At 61.9% G+C, this 18,905-nt stretch carries 17 protein-coding genes; 11 read left to right on the top strand and 6 right to left on the bottom strand.

From position 1 onward, the window contains the following. Positions 1–181 precede the first annotated feature (181 nt). From lptF to tadA, 10 genes are all read left to right on the top strand, one after another. Positions 182–1,300, top strand: a complete 1,119-nt coding sequence (gene lptF, locus AC07OP_RS04155) for an LPS export ABC transporter permease LptF (RefSeq protein ID WP_027604666.1) — start codon at positions 182–184, stop codon at positions 1,298–1,300. Next, positions 1,293–2,372: an LPS export ABC transporter permease LptG gene (gene lptG / locus AC07OP_RS04150; protein WP_092487264.1), complete on the top strand. Its 1,080-nt coding sequence runs from the start codon at positions 1,293–1,295 to the stop codon at positions 2,370–2,372. Before lptF ends, lptG begins: the two co-directional genes overlap by 8 nt. A 151-nt stretch (positions 2,373–2,523) precedes the next feature. Then, complete coding sequence (gene lepA, locus AC07OP_RS04145; protein ID WP_027604664.1) at positions 2,524–4,323, top strand: translation elongation factor 4; 1,800 nt, start codon at positions 2,524–2,526, stop codon at positions 4,321–4,323. 5 nt (positions 4,324–4,328) lie between these two features. After that, positions 4,329–5,183 carry a signal peptidase I gene (gene lepB, locus AC07OP_RS04140; RefSeq protein ID WP_027604663.1) on the top strand — a complete coding sequence of 285 codons (855 nt, stop codon included), beginning with the start codon at positions 4,329–4,331 and terminating at the stop codon, positions 5,181–5,183. A 147-nt stretch (positions 5,184–5,330) separates the two neighbouring features. After that, entirely contained in the window at positions 5,331–6,020 is a 690-nt protein-coding gene (gene rnc / locus AC07OP_RS04135; RefSeq protein WP_027604662.1) for a ribonuclease III, read from the top strand. Further along, positions 6,013–6,915 carry a GTPase Era gene (gene era, locus AC07OP_RS04130; RefSeq protein WP_027604661.1) on the top strand — a complete coding sequence of 301 codons (903 nt, stop codon included), beginning with the start codon at positions 6,013–6,015 and terminating at the stop codon, positions 6,913–6,915. Before rnc ends, era begins: the two co-directional genes overlap by 8 nt. Before the next feature lie 142 nt (positions 6,916–7,057). Beyond that, positions 7,058–7,747, top strand: coding sequence for a DNA repair protein RecO (gene recO / locus AC07OP_RS04125; protein WP_092356244.1), 690 nt, complete (start codon positions 7,058–7,060; stop codon positions 7,745–7,747). A gap of 51 nt (positions 7,748–7,798) precedes the next feature. Then, a complete protein-coding gene (pdxJ, locus tag AC07OP_RS04120; protein ID WP_065906925.1) occupies positions 7,799–8,542 on the top strand; it encodes a pyridoxine 5'-phosphate synthase in 744 nt (247 codons plus the stop codon). Positions 8,543–8,873: 331 nt separating this feature from the next. After that, positions 8,874–10,256 (top strand): multicopper oxidase family protein, encoded by a 1,383-nt coding sequence (locus AC07OP_RS04115; protein WP_495100904.1) that lies wholly within the window; start codon positions 8,874–8,876, stop codon positions 10,254–10,256. After that, entirely contained in the window at positions 10,256–10,753 is a 498-nt protein-coding gene (gene tadA / locus AC07OP_RS04110) for a tRNA adenosine(34) deaminase TadA (protein ID WP_027604657.1), read from the top strand. The genes AC07OP_RS04115 and tadA overlap by 1 nt, the downstream gene beginning before the upstream one ends. 33 nt (positions 10,754–10,786) lie before the next feature. Here tadA and cmoB read toward each other — a convergent pair whose 3' ends face one another. From cmoB to AC07OP_RS04080, 6 genes are all read right to left on the bottom strand, one after another. After that, positions 10,787–11,743 carry a tRNA 5-methoxyuridine(34)/uridine 5-oxyacetic acid(34) synthase CmoB gene (gene cmoB / locus AC07OP_RS04105; protein WP_169899443.1) on the bottom strand — a complete coding sequence of 319 codons (957 nt, stop codon included), beginning with the start codon at positions 11,741–11,743 and terminating at the stop codon, positions 10,787–10,789. Further along, a complete protein-coding gene (gene cmoA, locus AC07OP_RS04100) occupies positions 11,740–12,483 on the bottom strand; it encodes a carboxy-S-adenosyl-L-methionine synthase CmoA (protein WP_027604655.1) in 744 nt (247 codons plus the stop codon). Before cmoA ends, cmoB begins: the two co-directional genes overlap by 4 nt. 35 nt (positions 12,484–12,518) lie before the next feature. After that, positions 12,519–13,175 carry a lysoplasmalogenase gene (locus AC07OP_RS04095; protein WP_495100905.1) on the bottom strand — a complete coding sequence of 219 codons (657 nt, stop codon included), beginning with the start codon at positions 13,173–13,175 and terminating at the stop codon, positions 12,519–12,521. Position 13,176: 1 nt separating this feature from the next. After that, positions 13,177–13,566, bottom strand: a complete 390-nt coding sequence (locus AC07OP_RS04090) for a protease inhibitor I42 family protein (protein ID WP_495100906.1) — start codon at positions 13,564–13,566, stop codon at positions 13,177–13,179. Between the two features lie 138 nt (positions 13,567–13,704). Continuing rightward, entirely contained in the window at positions 13,705–16,125 is a 2,421-nt protein-coding gene (lon, locus tag AC07OP_RS04085; RefSeq protein ID WP_092487284.1) for an endopeptidase La, read from the bottom strand. Between the two features lie 120 nt (positions 16,126–16,245). Beyond that, positions 16,246–17,235, bottom strand: coding sequence for a GntR family transcriptional regulator (locus AC07OP_RS04080; RefSeq protein ID WP_115487680.1), 990 nt, complete (start codon positions 17,233–17,235; stop codon positions 16,246–16,248). Positions 17,236–17,571: 336 nt separating this feature from the next. On the opposite strand from AC07OP_RS04080, the gene AC07OP_RS04075 reads away from it, so the two are divergent. Beyond that, positions 17,572–18,903 carry an amidase gene (locus tag AC07OP_RS04075; protein WP_495100907.1) on the top strand — a complete coding sequence of 444 codons (1,332 nt, stop codon included), beginning with the start codon at positions 17,572–17,574 and terminating at the stop codon, positions 18,901–18,903. Positions 18,904–18,905 lie beyond the last annotated feature (2 nt).

Below are 18,905 nucleotides of genomic sequence, written 5' to 3'. Positions count from 1 at the left end.
CGCCGGCGGAGCCTGACAACCCTTGCCACCAGCTTTGTGCGTGCGCATGAGGTTGCGCAGTGACAGGCGCGGTCAATCACAGGATAATGCGCCATCTTTTTAGCCGGCCCGATGCAAACGGGCTGACTCGGTATGCTTGCTTGTTTGGCCGCCTTAGCCTGACAACCCTGGAGTGTCTGGTTTGATCGTCTTCCGTTATCTGTCCCGCGAAGTCCTGTTGACCCTGAGTGCCGTGAGTGCGGTCCTGCTGGTCATCATCATGAGTGGTCGTTTCGTCAAATACCTGGCCCAGGCTGCCTCCGGCGCCCTGGACCCAGGCTCGCTGTTCCTGATCATGGGCTTTCGCCTGCCGGGATTCTTGCAACTGATCCTGCCGCTGGGCCTGTTCCTCGGCATCCTGCTGGCCTACGGCCGCTTGTACCTTGAAAGTGAAATGACCGTGCTCTCGGCCACCGGCATGAGCCAGCAGCGCCTGCTGGGCATGACCATGATTCCGGCGGCCGGTGTTGCGCTGATCGTGGCCTGGCTGAGCCTGAGCCTGGCTCCCCAGGGCGCCATGCAGTTCCAATTGGTGCTGAACAAGCAGGACGCGATGACCGAGTTCGACACCCTCGAGCCGGGCCGTTTCCAGGCACTCAATGACGGTTCACGGGTGACTTACACGGAAACCCTGACCGACGACCGCGCCAACCTGGGCGGTGTGTTCATCTCCGAGAAACGGTTTGGCCAGGACAAGAAAGACCGGGGCATTTCTGTGCTGGTGGCCGATTCGGGCCGCCAGGAAGTGCGTCCTGACGGCAGCCGCTACCTGATCCTGGAAAATGGCTATCGCTACGATGGCAGTCCAGGCATGGCCGACTATCGCGCGATCAAGTACGACACCTATGGCGTGATGCTGGCCCGCCCGGACATCAGCGACGAAGTCACCGACCGCGACGCCATCCCCACGGCGGACCTGCTCGGCAGCAAGGAACTGCGTTCCATTGCCGAGCTGCAATGGCGGATTTCCCTGCCGCTGCTGGTGTTTATCGTGACCCTGATGGCCGTGCCGCTGTCGCGCGTCAACCCGCGCCAGGGCCGTTTCCTCAAGCTGTTGCCGGCGATCCTGCTGTACATGGCTTACCTCACCATCCTGATTTCCGCCCGTGGCTCCCTGGAGAAAGGCAAGCTGTCGCCGGTCCTGGGCCTGTGGTGGGTGCACGGCATGTTCCTGGTGATCGGCCTGGGACTGCTGTATTGGGAGCCTATTCGTTTGAAAATGATGAGCCGTCGTGGCCAGAAGGAGTTGGCTCGTGGCTAAGCTCGATCGCTACATTGGTAGCAGCGTCCTGATCGCCATCCTGGCGGTACTGGGCATTATCCTGGGCCTGGCCTCGTTGTTCGCCTTCATCGATGAAGTCGGCAACGTCAGCGACACCTATACCGTATGGGACGTGCTCAGCTACGTGGCACTCACCGCGCCGCGTCGTCTCTACGACATGATGCCGATGGCCGCGCTGATCGGTTGCCTGATCGGCCTGGGCAGCCTGGCCAGCAACAGCGAACTGACCATCATGCGCGCCGCCGGGGTGTCCATTGGGCGTATCGTCTGGGCGGTCATGAAGCCAATGTTGCTGCTGATGCTGTGCAGCGTGCTGATCGGTGAATACGTCGCGCCGCCGGCCGAAACCACCGCCCAGGCCAATCGCGCCCTGGCCCAGGGCTCGGGCGATGCGCAAAGCGCCAAGCATGGCCTGTGGCACCGCCAGGGTGATGAGTTCATCCACATCAACGCCGTGCAACCGGGCGGGCTGTTGATTGGTGTGACGCGCTACACGTTCGACAAGGAACGTCACATGCTGTCGTCCAGTTTCGCGAAACGCGCGCAGTACGGCGACGAAAAGTGGCAACTGACCGACGTCACCACGACTTACTTCCGCAATGTCGGCCAAGGCACCAAGGCCAGCACCGAAGTGATCAATGTGCCGAGTGAAGAGTGGGATATCGCCCTCAAGCCGGAACTGCTCAATACGGTGGTGATGATCCCCGAAAGCCTGCCGATCTCCGGGTTGTGGGGCTATATCCACTACCTGAAGGATCAAGGCTTGAATAACGGTCGTTACTGGCTGGCATTTTGGGTCAAGGTGTTGCAGCCGGTGGTGACCGCCGCACTGGTGCTGATGGCGATCTCGTTCATCTTCGGTCCGTTGCGCTCCGTGACCCTCGGCCAGCGGGTATTCACTGGCGTGCTGGTCGGTTTCACCTTCCGCATCGCCCAGGACCTGCTCGGCCCGTCGAGCCTGGTCTTCGGGTTCTCGCCGCTGTTTGCAGTGCTGGTGCCGACGGCCATCTGCGCCCTGGCCGGGTTCTGGCTGCTGCGCCGAGCGGGCTGATAGCGCACCGATGGATAAAAAATGCCCCGCTCGGATGAGCGGGGCATTTTTGTTCTGGTCAGCAAAGATGACGCCCGGCCTGAGCATCAGGTACAATTCCCGGCTATTTTTCAGCGGGCAATCTGCCCGCAGCCTTTTTGAGTGTTGATCCGTGAGTGATTTGAGTCATATCCGCAATTTCTCCATCATCGCCCACATTGACCATGGTAAGTCGACGCTGGCCGATCGATTCATCCAGATGTGCGGCGGCCTTGCCGAGCGTGAAATGGAAGCCCAGGTGCTGGACTCCATGGACCTCGAACGCGAGCGCGGGATCACCATCAAGGCCCACAGCGTTACCCTGTACTACACCGCCAAAGACGGTATCAAGTACCAGTTGAACTTCATTGACACCCCGGGCCACGTGGACTTCACCTATGAAGTCAGCCGCTCCCTGGCGGCCTGCGAAGGTGCGCTGCTGGTGGTGGACGCGGGCCAGGGCGTTGAAGCCCAGTCCGTGGCCAACTGCTACACCGCCATCGAGCAAGGCCTGGAAGTCATGCCGGTGCTGAACAAGATCGACCTGCCACAGGCCGATCCGGACCGCGTAAAAGAAGAAATCGAAAAAATCATCGGCATTGACGCCACCGACGCCGTCGAGTGCAGCGCCAAGACCGGCCTGGGCGTCGACGAAGTGCTCGAGCGCCTGGTCAAGACCATTCCAGCCCCCACCGGCAACTACGAAGATCCGCTGCAAGCGTTGATCATCGACTCCTGGTTCGACAACTACCTGGGGGTTGTCTCCCTGGTACGCGTGCGCCACGGCCGTGTGAAGAAGGGCGACAAGATCCTGGTCAAGTCCACCGGCAAGATCCACCTGGTGGACAGCGTCGGTGTATTCAACCCCAAGCACACCGCGACCACTGATCTGAAAGCCGGTGAAGTAGGCTTCATCATCGCCGGTATCAAGGACATCCACGGTGCGCCGGTCGGTGACACCCTGACCTTGAGCTCCACCCCTGACGTCGACGTGCTGCCGGGCTTCAAGCGTATCCAGCCGCAGGTCTACGCCGGCCTGTTCCCGGTCAGCTCCGACGACTTCGAAGACTTCCGCGAAGCCCTGCAAAAGCTGACCCTCAACGACTCGTCGTTGCAGTACACCCCGGAAAGCTCCGACGCCCTGGGCTTCGGCTTCCGCTGCGGCTTCCTCGGCATGCTGCACATGGAGATCATCCAGGAGCGCCTGGAGCGCGAATACGACCTGGACCTGATCACCACGGCGCCAACGGTTATTTTTGAGTTGCTGCTCAAAAACGGTGAAACGATTTACGTCGACAACCCGTCCAAGCTCCCAGACCTGTCTTCCATCGAAGACATGCGCGAACCGATCGTGCGGGCCAATATCCTTGTGCCGCAGGAACACCTGGGCAACGTCATTACCCTGTGTATCGAAAAGCGTGGCGTGCAGCACGACATGCTGTTCCTCGGTACCCAGGTGCAAGTGACCTACGATTTGCCGATGAACGAAGTGGTCCTGGACTTCTTTGACCGTCTCAAATCCACCAGTCGCGGCTATGCTTCGCTGGATTACCATTTCGACCGTTACCAATCGGCTAATCTGGTGAAACTGGATGTGTTGATCAACGGCGACAAGGTCGATGCCCTGGCACTGATCGTGCACAAGGACAATGCGCACTACAAAGGTCGCCAGTTGACCGAGAAGATGAAAGAACTGATTCCGCGCCAGATGTTCGACGTCGCGATCCAGGCCGCCATTGGCGGGCAGATCATTGCGCGAACCTCCGTCAAAGCACTCAGAAAGAACGTACTGGCCAAATGCTACGGCGGTGACGTAAGCCGTAAGCGCAAGCTGCTTGAGAAGCAAAAGGCCGGTAAAAAACGCATGAAGCAAGTGGGCAACGTGGAAATTCCACAAGAAGCCTTCCTTGCGGTGCTCAGGTTGGATAGTTAGGTCCTATGTCGCTAAATTTCCCGCTGTTGCTGGTCATCGCCGTTGCCGTTTGCGGTCTCCTGGCGTTGCTCGATCTGGTGTTCTTCGCCCCGCGTCGGCGGGCGGCTATCGCGTCCTATCAGGGCAGCGTCAGCCAGCCCGATGGCATGGTGATCGAGAAGCTGAACAAAGAGCCTTTGCTGGTTGAATACGGCAAGTCGTTCTTCCCGGTGTTGTTCATCGTGCTGGTGCTGCGCTCGTTCCTGGTGGAACCGTTTCAGATCCCGTCGGGGTCGATGAAACCTACCCTGGACGTGGGCGATTTCATCCTGGTGAACAAGTTCTCCTACGGGATTCGCCTGCCGGTGATCGACAAGAAGGTCATCGAAGTCGGTGATCCGCAGCGCGGCGATGTGATGGTGTTCCGCTACCCGAGCGACCCGAACGTCAACTACATCAAGCGTGTGGTAGGCCTGCCGGGCGACGTGATTCGCTACACCAGCGACAAGCGCCTGTTCATCAACGGCGAGTCGGTGGCCGAGAAGCTGATCGGTTCCGAACCGAACAGCCTGGGCAGTGCCGAGCTGTACCAGGAAAAACTCGGTGCGGTAGAGCATGAAATCCGCAAGGAAATGAGCCGCTACCGTGCCATGCCTGACGGCGAGTGGAAAGTGCCGGCCGGGCACTACTTCATGATGGGCGACAACCGCGACAACTCCAATGACAGCCGTTACTGGGATGACCCCAGCATTCCCAAGGACCTGCTGGGCATGGTTCCCGACCAGAATATCGTCGGCAAGGCCTTTGCGGTCTGGATGAGCTGGCCGGAACCCAAGCTCAGCCACCTGCCGAACTTCTCGCGGGTCGGGCTGATCAAGTAATACAAGCGGCGCTGTGCACACAGCGCCGAATGCTTTTCTGGGGCTTGGACATTTCCCGTCCCCGTGCAATACCAACCAGGATTTGAATTTGAACACTGCGTCAATCGTCGATGGCCGCCGGTGCCACCACACAGATATGGGTAAACCGTGACCGTTTCTCTAAGTCGTCTCGAGCGCCAGCTCGGCTACACCTTCAAGGATCAGGAATTGATGGTCCTTGCCCTCACACACCGCAGCTTTGCAGGGCGTAATAACGAACGCCTGGAATTCCTCGGTGATGCCATCCTCAATTTCGTCGCCGGTGAAGCACTGTTCGAGCGCTTCCCCCAAGCCCGTGAAGGTCAGCTGTCGCGTTTACGCGCACGCCTGGTAAAGGGCGAGACCTTGGCCGTACTGGCCCGTGGTTTTGGCCTGGGTGAGTACCTGCGCCTGGGTTCCGGCGAGTTGAAGAGCGGCGGGTTCCGCCGTGAGTCGATCCTGGCCGATGCGCTTGAGGCGTTGATCGGCGCGATCTACCTCGATGCCGGCATGGAAGCGGCCAAGGAGCGCGTCACCGCGTGGCTGACCTCCGAGATCGAAAGCCTCACGCTGGTCGACACCAACAAGGATCCGAAGACCCGCCTGCAGGAGTTCCTGCAATCGCGCGGTTGCGACCTGCCACGCTACGAAGTGGTGGATATCCAGGGTGAACCCCATTGCCGCGTGTTCTTCGTGGAATGTGAAATCACCTTACTGAATGAAAAAAGCCGAGGTCAGGGTGTGAGCCGTCGTATTGCCGAACAGGTAGCGGCCGCTGCAGCACTGATTGCCCTGGGCGTGGAGAATGGCCATGACTGATTCAACCGCAACACGCTGTGGCTATGTTGCCATCGTCGGCCGCCCGAACGTGGGCAAGTCCACGCTGCTGAACCATATCCTCGGCCAGAAGCTTGCAATCACCTCGCGCAAGCCGCAGACCACCCGCCACAACATGCTGGGCATCAAGACCGAAGGCAGCGTGCAAGCGGTCTACGTCGACACCCCGGGCATGCACAAGGGCGGCGAGAAAGCCCTTAACCGCTATATGAACAAAACGGCCTCGGCGGCGTTGAAAGACGTGGACGTGGTGATCTTCGTGGTCGACCGCACCAAGTGGACCGACGAAGACCAGATGGTCCTCGAGCGTGTGCAGTACGTCACCGGCCCTTTGATCGTCGCGTTGAACAAGACCGACCGTATCGAAGACAAAGCCGAGCTGATGCCGCACTTGAGCTGGCTGCAGGAGCAACTGCCGAACGCCCAAATCATGCCGATCTCGGCCCAGCACGGCCACAACCTCGAAGCCCTGGAGCGCGTGATCGCCGGCTATCTGCCGGAGAACGAGCACTTCTTCCCGGAAGACCAGATCACCGACCGCAGCAGCCGTTTCCTCGCCGCCGAACTGGTGCGTGAGAAAATCATGCGCCAGATGGGCGCCGAGCTGCCGTACCAGATCACCGTCGAAATCGAAGAGTTCAAGCAGCAGGGCAAGACCCTGCATATCCATGCGCTGATCCTCGTCGAACGTGACGGCCAGAAGAAAATCATCATCGGCGACAAGGGCGAGCGCATCAAGCGCATCGGCACCGAAGCGCGCAAGGACATGGAATTGCTGTTCGATTCCAAGATCATGCTTAACCTGTGGGTGAAGGTTAAAGGCGGCTGGTCCGATGATGAGCGCGCACTGCGCTCCCTCGGCTACGGCGACCTGTAAGGACACCGCAGGGCAAAAAATGTGGGAGGGGGCTTGCCCCCGATAGCGGTGGATCAGTTAATAAATAAGTGACTGAGCCACCGCCATCGGGGGCAAGCCCCCTCCCACATTAGGTTTGTGTTGTTTTCAAGATAGAGAACCCATGTCCCAATCCCCACCCACCAGCCAACTCGCCTACGTGCTGCACAGCCGCGCCTACCGCGAGACCAGCGCGCTGGTGGATTTCCTCACGCCCCAAGGCCGTCTGCGCGCGGTATTGCGCAGCGCGCGGGGCAAGGCGGGGACATTGGCGCGACCTTTCGTGGCGTTGGACGTGGAGTTTCGCGGCAAGGGCGAGCTGAAAAACGTCGGCCGCCTGGAAAGCGTCGGCACGTCCGCCTGGCTCAATGGCGATGCACTGTTCAGCGGCCTCTACCTCAATGAACTGCTGATCCGCCTGTTGCCCGCCGAAGACCCGCACCCGGCGGTCTTCGATCACTACGCCGCCACCTTGCTGGCCCTGGCCGAGGGCCGCCCCCTGGAGCCGCTGTTGCGCGCCTTCGAATGGCGCCTGCTTGACGACCTGGGCTACGGCTTCGAACTGCACAACGACCTGCACGGCGACCCCATCGCCGCCGACGGCATGTATCGCCTGCAGGTGGATGCGGGTCTGGAGCGTGTGTACCTGCTGCAACCGGGGCTGTTCCAGGGCACCGAGCTGCTGGCCATGAGTGAAGCCGACTGGACTGCACCGGGCGCCTTGTCCGCCGCCAAGCGCTTGATGCGCCAGGCCCTGGCCGTGCACCTGGGCGGACGGCCGTTGGTCAGTCGCGAGTTGTTTCGAAAGCCCTGACATCCCCGTGTATGCTGTGCAGCGTTTCTTCCCCTTTTCAGGAGCGCTTCCGTGACCACCAGCAATCGCATTCTTCTTGGCGTCAACATCGACCACGTCGCTACCCTGCGCCAGGCCCGGGGCACCCGTTACCCTGACCCGGTCAAGGCTGCGCTGGACGCCGAAGAAGCGGGTGCCGACGGCATCACCGTGCACCTGCGCGAAGACCGCCGCCACATCCAGGAGCGCGATGTGCTGCTGCTCAAGGACGTGCTGCAAACCCGCATGAACTTCGAGATGGGCGTCACCGAAGAAATGATGGCCTTCGCCGAGCGTATTCGCCCGGCGCACATCTGCCTGGTCCCGGAAACCCGCCAGGAACTGACCACCGAAGGCGGCCTCGACGTGGCTGGCCAGGAAGCGCGGATCAAGGCCGCCGTGGAGCGGCTGTCGAAGATCGGCAGCGAAGTCTCGCTGTTCATCGACGCCGACGAGCGTCAGATCGAAGCGTCCCGCCGTGTCGGCGCGCCGGCCATCGAACTGCACACCGGCCGGTACGCCGACGCCACCACACCGACCGAAGTGGCGGATGAACTGCAGCGCATCATTGACGGTGTGAACTGCGGCCTTAATGAAGGCCTGATCGTCAATGCCGGCCACGGCCTGCACTACCACAACGTCGAAGCCGTGGCCGCGATCAAGGGCATCAACGAGCTGAACATCGGCCACGCGCTGGTGGCCCACGCGCTGTTCGTCGGTTTCAAAGGCGCGGTGGCCGAGATGAAAGCGCTGATTCTGGCTGCTGCCAAGGCCTGATGCCGCAGCGCAAGCTCTGCTGTGCTTCCTGTAGTGAGCGGGCTTGCCCCGCGTTGGGCTGCGAAGCGGCCCTGAAACCTGCGATTCCGGTCTCCCTGACACCCGGCGGCGATTGAACTGCGGCTGCTGCGCAGCCCAACGCGGGGCAAGCCCGCTCACCACAAAAAGCGTGCTCGGCACGACAAGCTCTTTGTTACAAAAAGCGTGCTCGCCCCGCGACCCAATGAAATCAGCAACTGCGGCAATGCGAAGCCTTACTGTTTAGCCAATGCAGGTGTATCGTATCCGCCCTTTGCAGGCCCTGCGCCTGCGGCAGATACGTGAGGTTGTTGTGTCCCGATCCTTTTCCCGTCGACAAATCCTGGGTGGTCTTGCCGGCCTGGCCGTAGTGGGCATCGGTGCCGGTGGCGCCTACCGCTACTGGCTGGGGAAAGTCGCCGAAGCCGAAGCGGGGCATGATTACGAACTGATCGCCGCGCCGCTCGACGTAGAACTGGTGCCGGGGCACAAGACCCAGGCCTGGGCCTTCGGCCCTTCGGCACCGGGCACCGAGTTGCGCGTGCGCCAGGGTGAGTGGCTGCGGGTGCGCTTTATCAACCACCTGCCGGTCGCTACCACGATCCACTGGCACGGCATTCGCCTGCCGCTGGAAATGGACGGCGTACCCTACGTCTCGCAATTGCCAGTGCTGCCCGGCGAATACTTCGACTACACATTCCGCGTGCCCGACGCCGGCAGCTACTGGTATCACCCCCATGTGAACAGCAGCGAAGAACTCGGCCGCGGCCTGGTCGGCCCGCTGATCATCGAAGAACGCGAACCCACAGGGTTCAAGCACGAGCGCACCCTGAGCCTGAAGAGCTGGCATGTGGACGAAGAGGGCGCCTTTGTCGCCTTCAGCATTCCCCGTGAGGCCGCGCGCGGCGGTACGGCCGGGCGGTTGTCGACCATCAATGGCGTATCCCAGGCGGTGATCGACCTGCCTGCCGGGCAGATCACCCGTGTGCGCCTGCTCAACCTCGACAACACCCTGACCTATCGCATCAACATCCCCGACGTCGAAGCGCAGATCTACGCCCTGGACGGCAACCCCGTCGAACCACGCCCGCTGGGCAAGGAATACTGGCTGGGTCCGGGCATGCGCATCTGCCTGGCAATCAAGGCGCCGCCGGCGGGTGAAGAACTGTCGATCCGTAACGGCCCGGTGCGCCTGGGCACTTTCCGCTCAGTCGCCAACACCGACGCACCGACCGAATGGCCACCGGCATTGCCCGCCAACCCGATTGCCGAGCCGGACCTGGCCAATGCGGAGAAACTCAACTTCAATTTCGAGTGGGTCGGTTCAGTGTCGGTGAATGTCGATAATGGCAAGCCGCCGAGCCTCTGGCAGATCAACGGCCAGGCCTGGGACATCACCGACAAGACCTGCGCCGACCGCCCGATTGCCAAGCTGGAAAAAGGCAAGAGCTACATTTTCGAATTGAAGAACATGACCCAGTACCAGCACCCGATCCACCTGCACGGCATGAGTTTCAAGGTGATCGCCTCGAACCGCCACAAGGTGATCCCGTATTTCACCGACACTTACCTGCTGGGCAAGAACGAACGCGCCCGCGTGGCCTTGGTGGCGGATAACCCCGGGGTGTGGATGTTCCACTGCCACGTGATCGACCATATGGAAACCGGCCTGATGGCCGCCATCGAGGTGGCGTGATGCGCCAGTTTCGCCCCACGGCGATCATCGACCGCAGCCGCGACCAGGATTTCATGCGCGAAGCCCTGGCCCTTGCCGCCCAGGGCGCGGCGCTGGGCGAAGTGCCGGTGGGCGCGGTGCTGGTGCAGGACGGTGACATCATCGGTCGCGGCTTCAACTGCCCGATCAGCGGCAATGACCCCAGTGCCCACGCCGAAATGGTCGCCATCCGCGCCGCCGCGCAGGCTGTCAGCAACTACCGCCTGCCGGGCAGTACGCTGTACGTGACCCTGGAACCGTGCAGCATGTGCGCCGGGCTGATCGTGCATTCGCGGATTGCGCGGGTGGTGTATGGCGCGTTGGAGCCGAAAGCGGGGATCGTGCAAAGCCAGGGACAGTTCTTTACCCAGGGCTTTCTGAACCATCGGGTGTTGTTTGAAGGCGGTGTGCTGGCCGAGGAGTGCGGGACGGTGTTGAGCGAATTCTTCAAGGCCCGTCGAGCCAAGCCCCCGCTCTAAAGAACACTTCATTTTTTCAGGGAGCTTGGGGGCTTACTTTTTAGCGATGATGACCGCCCGCATCGGCGCCGGCAGCCCTTCAATCGTCTTGCTGTGATCCTGCGGATCGAGGAAGTCGCTGAGGGATTGATACTTCATCCACTCCGTTCCGCGCTGTTCCTCCACCGTGGTCACGCTCACATCCACGCACCTCACATCACTGAACCCGGCACGCCGCAGCCACAGCATCAGTGCCGGCACCGACGGCAGGAACCACACGTTACGCATCTGCGCATAACGGTCTTCCGGCACCAGCACCTGTTGCTGATCGCCTTCCACCACCAGGGTTTCCAGGACCAGTTCGCCGCCCTTGACCAAGGTGTCCTTCAGCGCCAGCAGATGTTCGATGGGCGAACGGCGGTGATAGAACACCCCCATGGAGAACACCGTGTCGAAGCCTTCCAGGTTTGCCGGCAAGTCTTCAAACGGGAACGGCAGGTGCCAGGCCTTGGGTTCGGACAGGTAACGCTGTACGGCCTGGAACTGGCAGAAGAACAGCCAGTTAGGGTCGACGCCAATCACGCTGTCGGCCCCGGCGCCGAGCATGCGCCACATGTAGTAACCGTTGCCGCAACCGACATCGAGAATACGCTTGCCCTTCAGGTCCAGGTGCGGGGCCACACGCGACCATTTCCAGTCCGAGCGCCATTCGGTGTCCACATGCACGCCGAACAGGTGGAACGGGCCCTTGCGCCACGGGCTCAAGCCCATCAGCGCGGTGTGCATCTGCGCGCGGGTGGCGTCGTCGCAATCGGTGTCCAGCACCAGGCCATTGAGCAAGTCGACTTTGCTGGGCTGGATCCTTGGCAGCGCGTCCAGGGCACTCTGCCAACGCTCCAGGTCGCCATGACCCTTTTCCATCTTGCTATCGAGCTGCGCTTGCAGGCCTTGGGCCCATACGGCCAGCGGGGTGCCGACCAGATGGCGGGCGAGGGGGGACAGATCAATCATGGCAAGGCAATCAACGAGGCAAAGTTAAGACACTGGAACCACGGCACGACTTTCGAGAACCCGGCCGCCAGCAGGCGTTCGCGGTGTTCTTCGAGGCTGTCGGGCTTCATGACGTTTTCGATGGCGCTGCGCTTCTGGGCGATTTCCAGTTCGCTGTAGCCGTTGGCGCGTTTGAACGCGATATGCAGGTCGGTGAGCAGCGCATGCTCTTCCAGGTCATTGAAGCGCAGCTTTTCCGAAAGGATCAGTGCGCCGCCGGGCAATAACGACTGGCGGATACGCCCGAGCAACGCCAGGCGCTCATCCGGGGCGATGAATTGCAGGGTGAAGTTCAACGCCACCACCGAGGCCGGCTGGAACTGCAGCGCGAGGATGTCGCCCTCGATCACCTCCACCGGCAGCAGCTCCTGGAACATCGAGTCCTGGCCATTGAGGTATTCGCGGCAGCGCTCGACCATGGCCGCCGAGTTATCCACCGCGATCACGCGGCAACCGTCGGTGCGCACATGACGGCGCAAGGCCTGGGTCACCGCGCCCAGGGACGAGCCCAGGTCGTAGAGCACGCTGTGCGGTTGGGCAAACTGCGCCGCAAGCACGCCGAGGTTTTCGACAATCGTCGGGTAACCGGGCACCGAACGCTTGATCATGTCCGGGAACACCCGCACCACGTCCTCGTTAAAGGCGAAGTCCGGCACCTGGGGCAGGGGCTGGGCGAATAGGCGATCGGGTTCTTTGCTCACGGTTGTTCCGGCGACGAAGGGGAAAGGCCGGCATTTTAGCCAAGTTGGCCCTCGTGTGCGCGGGTTGTCTGATGGAAAGCCGAGGCGGTGATGCCCCACTGTCCGAGCCAGTACGTGACGATCAACAAATACGGCGCGGCGTCGAACGACAGCACAAACCGATTGATACCGATCAGCGTGTCGGAAAACACAAACGACACCGCGCCCGCCGCCGCCAGCAGCGCCGAGCGTTTCGGTACATCGCTGCCCACGCGTGCCAGCGCGCGCCAGAGCATGGCGCTGATCACCAGTGCGTAAACCACCACCGGTACCAGCAGTTCACCAAGGCCGTGGGAAATCAGGATGCCCAGCAAGATCGCGCCCACGCCCAGCGCTAATACCAACGGCAGCAGCGCCAGACGGCGGCAGTCGCTGAAATAGGCTTTGAGATAAGCCAGGTGGGCAAACAGGAAGGCGCCGAGGCCGAAGATAAACAGGTCGCCCGGCCAGGCCAGCAATACATCGCCGACCAGGGAGAAAATCAGCCCGAGGCTGATCCAGCGTCGATAGTCGGTCGGCGGCGCATCATGCAGCCAGCCCAGCAGCGCCAGCACCGGCAGCGGCTTGACCAGCAGGCACAGCAACGTGGCATGGGTGCTCAGGCCGTAGATAAACGTGCCTGCGCCCATCAACGCAAGAATCAGCCATGGCATATCAGTTCACCGTAATGGCGCAATCGAAGGTCTCGGCGGGTTCGGCTTCCGGTTCCCAGGGTTGCTGGGAGGTCAGGCGCAACCGCCCCTGGCCGGCCGTGAATGCCTGGAAGCGCCAGGTGGACTGGCCGCCGCCGCCGATCACACCGGATTCCGAGCTGCTGTACACCTCGGGGCCCAGGGCCCGCAATACGCCGCCGGCGGAATCCTGGATGGCCCAGCGGTAGCCGGTAGTGGGGTTGCTCGGCAGAGTGAGGATCAGGTTTTGCCCGGTCTTGAGTTGCAGCGGGCAGGCGCTCTGGTTGTCCACGGTGACGTTTTGCTTCGGCGCACTGGCACAGGCGGCGAGCAGGCAAAGGCTCAGGGGGAGAAGCAGGCGGGCAGCGGTCATGGGGGCTCCGTTGTTTGGCGACGAAGACCGAGCATAACCGAAGATGAGACAAGGTGTGACAAGAGGGCTGCCGGGTGCCCCTTGTGGTGAGCAGGGCAAGCCTGCTCGCCACAAGGGCCCACTCGGGCTAATGAGGTATCAGAAGAGCACCTTCGCCACATCCGCAAAGCGCTTGGCAAAGTGCACCGTCATGCCTTCCTTCAGGTACTCCGGCAACTCTTCAAAACTGCCACGGTTCGGCTCCGGCAGAATCAGCTCGTGGATTTTCTGGCGCCGCGCCGCAATCACCTTCTCGCGCACGCCGCCAATTGGCAGCACATGCCCGGTCAACGTCAGTTCACCGGTCATGGCCACGCCTTTTTTCGGCGCTTGATTGCGCGCCAGGGACAGCAGCGCACTGGCCATGGTCACCCCGGCGCTCGGGCCGTCCTTCGGCGTGGCGCCTTCCGGTACGTGCAAGTGTACGAAGGCTTCGTCGAAGAACTTCGGGTCGCCGCCAAACGACTTCAGGTTTGAGCTGATGTAGCTGTAGGCGATTTCGGCGGACTCTTTCATCACCTCACCCAACTGCCCGGTGAGTTTGAAGCCGCGATTGAGGGTGTGGATGCGGGTCGCCTCGATCGGCAACGTAGCGCCACCCATGCTGGTCCAGGCCAGGCCGGTGATCACACCGGTACCCGACAACACCTGTTCGTTGCGGAACACCGGCATGCCGAGGGAGCTTTCCAGGTCCTTGTTGCCGATCTTGATCACCGAGTTCGGCGCGTCCAGCAGCTTGACCACCGCCTTGCGCACCAGTTTGCCCAGTTGTTTCTCCAGCTGGCGCACCCCGGCTTCACGGGCGTACCCGTCGATCAGTGCGCGCAGGGCGCCGTCACTGATGCTCAGGCTGTTTTTCGACACGCCGGCTTTTTCCAGCTGCTTTGGCCACAGGTGGCGTTTGGCGATGGCGACTTTTTCTTCGGTGATATAGCCCGACAGGCGAATCACTTCCATACGGTCCAGCAGCGGGCCGGGGATCGAGTCCAGGGTGTTGGCGGTGCACACGAACAGCACCTTGGACAGGTCCAGGCGCAGGTCGAGGTAGTGGTCGAGGAATTCGACGTTCTGCTCCGGGTCGAGGGTTTCCAGGAGTGCCGAAGCCGGATCGCCCTGGAAGCTCTGGCCCATCTTGTCGATCTCGTCGAGCATGATCACCGGGTTCATCACTTCCACATCCTTGAGCGCCTGCACCAGCTTGCCCGGCAGGGCGCCGATGTAGGTGCGGCGATGGCCCTTGATCTCGGCCTCGTCGCGCATGCCGCCGACGCTGAAGCGATAGAACGGCCGCCCGAGGGACTCGGCGATGGACTTGCCCACGCTGGTCTTGCCCACGCCCGGCGGGCCCACCAGCAGCACGATGGAGCCAGCGACCTCACCTTTATAGGCGCCCACCGCGAGGAACTCGAGGATGCGGCTCTTGATGTCATCCAGGCCGGCATGGTGCTTGTCCAGCACCTTGCGTGCGTGCTTGAGGTCGAGTTTGTCCTCGCCATACACGCCCCAGGGCACCGAGGTGGCCCAGTCCAGGTAATTGCGCGTGACGGCGTATTCCGGCGAGCCGGTTTCGAGGATCGACAGTTTGTTCAGTTCTTCATCGATACGTTTTTTCGCCTGGGCCGGCAGCACCTTGCCTTCCAGGCGTTGCTCGAACTGCTCGACGTCGGCGCTGCGGTCGTCCTTGGTCAAGCCCAGTTCCTGCTGGATGACCTTGAGCTGTTCCTTGAGGAAGAACTCGCGCTGGTGCTCGCCGATCTTGCGGTTCACCTCGGCGGAGAGTTCTTTTTGCAGGCGCGCGACTTCCACCTCCTTGCGCAGCATCGGCAGGACTTTTTCCATGCGTTTGAGCATCGGCACGCAGTCCAGCACTTCCTGCAGCTCGTTCCCGGTGGCCGAGGTCAGCGCGGCGGCGAAGTCGGTGAGGGGCGACGGGTCGTTGGGGCTGAAGCGGTTGAGGTAGTTCTTCAGCTCTTCGCTGTACAGCGGGTTGAGCGGCAGCAGTTCCTTGATCGCATTGATCAGCGCCATGCCGTAGGCCTTGACCTCGTCGGTCGGCTCGCTCGGCTGGTGCGGGTATTCCACTTCCACCAGGTACGGTGGGCGATGGTGCTTGAGCCAGGTCTTGATGCGCACGCGGGTCAGGCCCTGGGCGACGAATTGCAGCTTGCCGTTCTCGCGGCTGGCGTGGTGCACCTTCACCAGGGTGCCGTACAGCGGCAGGCTCGAGGTGTCGAAATGGCGCGGGTCTTCGGGTGGTGTGTCCATGAAGAACAAGGCCAGGGAGTGGTGGTCGGATTTGCTCACCAGCTCCAGGGTCTCGGCCCACGGCTCTTCGTTGACGATCACCGGCAGCACTTGTGCCGGGAAGAAGGGCCGATTGTGGATCGGGATGATGTAGACCTTGTCCGGCAGGTTTTGCCCAGGCAGGGCCAGGCCGGTATTGGACGAAGGGGTTTCAGCGTTTTCGGGGTCGGCGTAATCGTTGAGGTCGTAATCAGGGAATTCTTGCTGGTCGCTCATGGGGCACCTGCATCAGGAAGTATGCAGCTTAGATGGGGCGGGGTAGCAGTGGTTTCAATGGTGGGGGTGAGATAGCAACATATTGCAGGAAATTACTGCGGCGACATTGGTCAATATGGGTCAGCTGATTTTGTGGAGGTAAGCGGGGAGTGGCTGCTCTGGCAGCACCGACAGGACTTTCAAGCGCTGCAACATCCGCTGCCGCGCCCGTTGCAGATGCTCGCGCAGGTTCAACGCCGCTGCATCGAATGCGCCATGCAGCAGCAGCTCCAGAATCAAGCGATGTTCGGCAAGCATCGCCGGATCGGCGCCGATCCCCAGCAATCGGTAAAAAATCCGGCTGATGATCATCGGGCTCTGGCCCTGGCGAATCAGCGCGGCAATCTTGCGGTTCTGCAGGCCGGCCAGGCAGCGCTGGTGCAGGTCCTCTTCGATCTGCTCGATGGCTTCCAGGCTGCACTGGGGACTGTCCTGGGCATCCAGCACGCGCTGCAGCATGGCTTCCAGCATGTCGCGGTCGAGGTTCGGGGCACTCTGGCGCAGGGCTTCGGGTTCGAGGCAGGCGCGCAGTTCATAATCTTCGGTGACTTCCCGCGCGGTCAAGGGCCCCGCCAACCATTGGGAATAGGGCTCTTTTTCCACCAGGCCGCGGTCGCGCAGGCGCATCAGCGCTTCACGCACCACCGCGCGGCTGACGCCGTAGTGGTCGGCGGCGGCTTGCTCATCCAGGCGGTAATGGCCAAAGGCGATGCAGGTGGACAGCGCCGCGCCGATTTCCTCGACGATGCGCTCGCCCAGCGGCCGGGTGTCCACCAGTTCGGCCTCGCCATTGAGGCCCAGGTGCGCATGGCTCAGGGGCAGGCGCAGCGGCTCCATGGTCAGGCCTTCGGGGTTGATCAGGTAACCCCGGCCGTTGAAGCGGCAGATCAAGCCTTCAGCGTGCAGCAGGTCCAGCGCCTTGCGCACCGGCACGCGGCTGGTGCCGAACAGCTCGGCCAGGGGCGCTTCGAGCAATACCAGGCCATGGCGCGCGGTGCCATTGACGATCGCGTCGCGCAACACCTGGTGAATCATCGCGTAACGGGAGGCCGAGGCGGACACTGCTTTCATCGATTTCTCAAAGGCATGTAGGACGATGGCCGGGGATTCTCTCATAAGTTGCGCCTGTCACTCTGCGCCACGTCGGTGGCACTTTTTTGGGGCCTTGAATGTAGGAATGTTACTTTTCTGCACCAAAATGTACTTATTAATAAAAGATACATTATTTCATTGGGCGCGCTTCGCAAGCGGGGCGCACGTTTTTTTTCCATCGATCAACACCATCTATCCCGTAGCTCTGGGTAAGAATGCGTAATCGCGCCAAGAGCGCTACGCAGAGACTGGCACGAAAGCTGCCTTTGTAAAATGTACATTTTATGAATATGTACGTTTTATGAGGTTTCCCTGATGTCAGACGCCACTTCACTGGCCGAGGATTTCGCCAACGGTCGCAGCGACCCGGTGCAAGTCCTTGAGCAGGCACTCGATCAAGCGAGCCGCTCGACCAGCGTATTTATTGCCCTGACCGCCGAACGCGCCTGCCGTGAAGCCGAAGCGTCCGCCGCCCGGTGGCGTGCCGGCCAGCCCTTGAGCGTGTTCGATGGCGTGCCCCTGGCCTGGAAAGACCTGTTCGATGTGGCCGGCAGCATCACCACCGCCGGTGCCGCCTACCGCCGCACTGCGCCCGCCGCGTTGCTGGACGCCCCCAGCGTGGGCCTGTTGTGCCGTGCCGGGATGGTCAGTGTCGGCAAGACCAACCTCAGCGAACTCGCCTATTCCGGTTTGGGCCTGAACCCGCATTTCGGCACGCCGCACAATCCCCATGGCACCGACCAGGGGCGTATTCCCGGCGGCTCGTCGTCCGGTTCGGCGGTGGCGGTCGCGGCCGGTATCGTGCCGATCGCCATGGGCACCGACACCGCAGGCTCCATCCGCATTCCGGCAGCGCTCAACGGCCTGGTGGGGTACCGCAGCAGCAGCCGACGCTACAGCCGCGACGGTGTGTTTCCCCTGGCCCGTTCCCTCGACAGCCTTGGCCCGTTGACCCGCAGCGTGCGCGATGCCTTGGCCATCGACGACCTGCTCCATGGCCGTGCCCGGCAGCACAGTGCCCGCCGCCTGAAAGGGCAGCGTTTTGTGTTGGAACAAGGCGTGCTGGCCGACGTGGAGCCTGCGGTGCGCAACAACCTGCTGCGTGCCGTTGAGCGACTGAAGGCCGAAGGTGCGCTGATTGATGAGCGTGAAAGCACCCCGTTCCAGGCCACCCTGGACCTGATCAAGCACCAAGGCTGGCTTGGCGCGTTCGAAGCCTTCGCCCTGCACCAGGCCCTGCTCGACAGCAGTGATGCCGAGCAACTCGACCCCCGTGTGCGCCGCCGCCTTGAAGCCGCGCGCACATTGCCGGCCAGCCAGTTGATCCACCTGACCGACGCACGCCGCCGCCTGCAACAGCAACTGCTCGACGCGCTTGACGGCGCGATCCTGATCACCCCCACCGTCGCCCATGTCGCCCCGGCATTGGCACCGCTTGAAGCCGACGACGAACTGTTCGTCAAAACCAACCTCGCCACCCTGCGCCTGACCATGCCCGGCAGTTTTCTCGACATGCCGGGCATCAGCTTACCCAGCGGCCGCGATGCCCAGGGCCTGCCCACCGGGCTGCTGCTCAGCGCCCCGAGCGGAGAAGATGCGCGGCTGTTGCGCGCGGCCTTGTCCGTCGAGTCCGTCCTCAACCTTTAAGG

The organism is Pseudomonas sp. GW821-FHT09D08 (genome assembly GCF_059416305.1).
This window is presented reverse-complemented; position numbering and strand designations above follow the sequence as displayed.

What these genes read in the sequence shown, in the direction of transcription:
- lepB (WP_027604663.1), top strand. Translation starts at nt 4,329, where the DNA reads ATGTCGCTAAATTTCCCGCTGTTGCTGGTCATCGCCGTTGCCGTTTGC.
- era (WP_027604661.1), top strand. Translation starts at nt 6,013, where the DNA reads ATGACTGATTCAACCGCAACACGCTGTGGCTATGTTGCCATCGTCGGC.
- recO (WP_092356244.1), top strand. Translation starts at nt 7,058, where the DNA reads ATGTCCCAATCCCCACCCACCAGCCAACTCGCCTACGTGCTGCACAGC.
- tadA (WP_027604657.1), top strand. Translation starts at nt 10,256, where the DNA reads ATGCGCCAGTTTCGCCCCACGGCGATCATCGACCGCAGCCGCGACCAG.
- cmoB (WP_169899443.1), bottom strand. Translation starts at nt 11,743, where the DNA reads ATGATTGATCTGTCCCCCCTCGCCCGCCATCTGGTCGGCACCCCGCTG.
- AC07OP_RS04095 (WP_495100905.1), bottom strand. Translation starts at nt 13,175, where the DNA reads ATGCCATGGCTGATTCTTGCGTTGATGGGCGCAGGCACGTTTATCTAC.
- AC07OP_RS04090 (WP_495100906.1), bottom strand. Translation starts at nt 13,566, where the DNA reads ATGACCGCTGCCCGCCTGCTTCTCCCCCTGAGCCTTTGCCTGCTCGCC.
- lon (WP_092487284.1), bottom strand. Translation starts at nt 16,125, where the DNA reads ATGAGCGACCAGCAAGAATTCCCTGATTACGACCTCAACGATTACGCC.
- AC07OP_RS04080 (WP_115487680.1), bottom strand. Translation starts at nt 17,235, where the DNA reads ATGAAAGCAGTGTCCGCCTCGGCCTCCCGTTACGCGATGATTCACCAG.
- AC07OP_RS04075 (WP_495100907.1), top strand. Translation starts at nt 17,572, where the DNA reads ATGTCAGACGCCACTTCACTGGCCGAGGATTTCGCCAACGGTCGCAGC.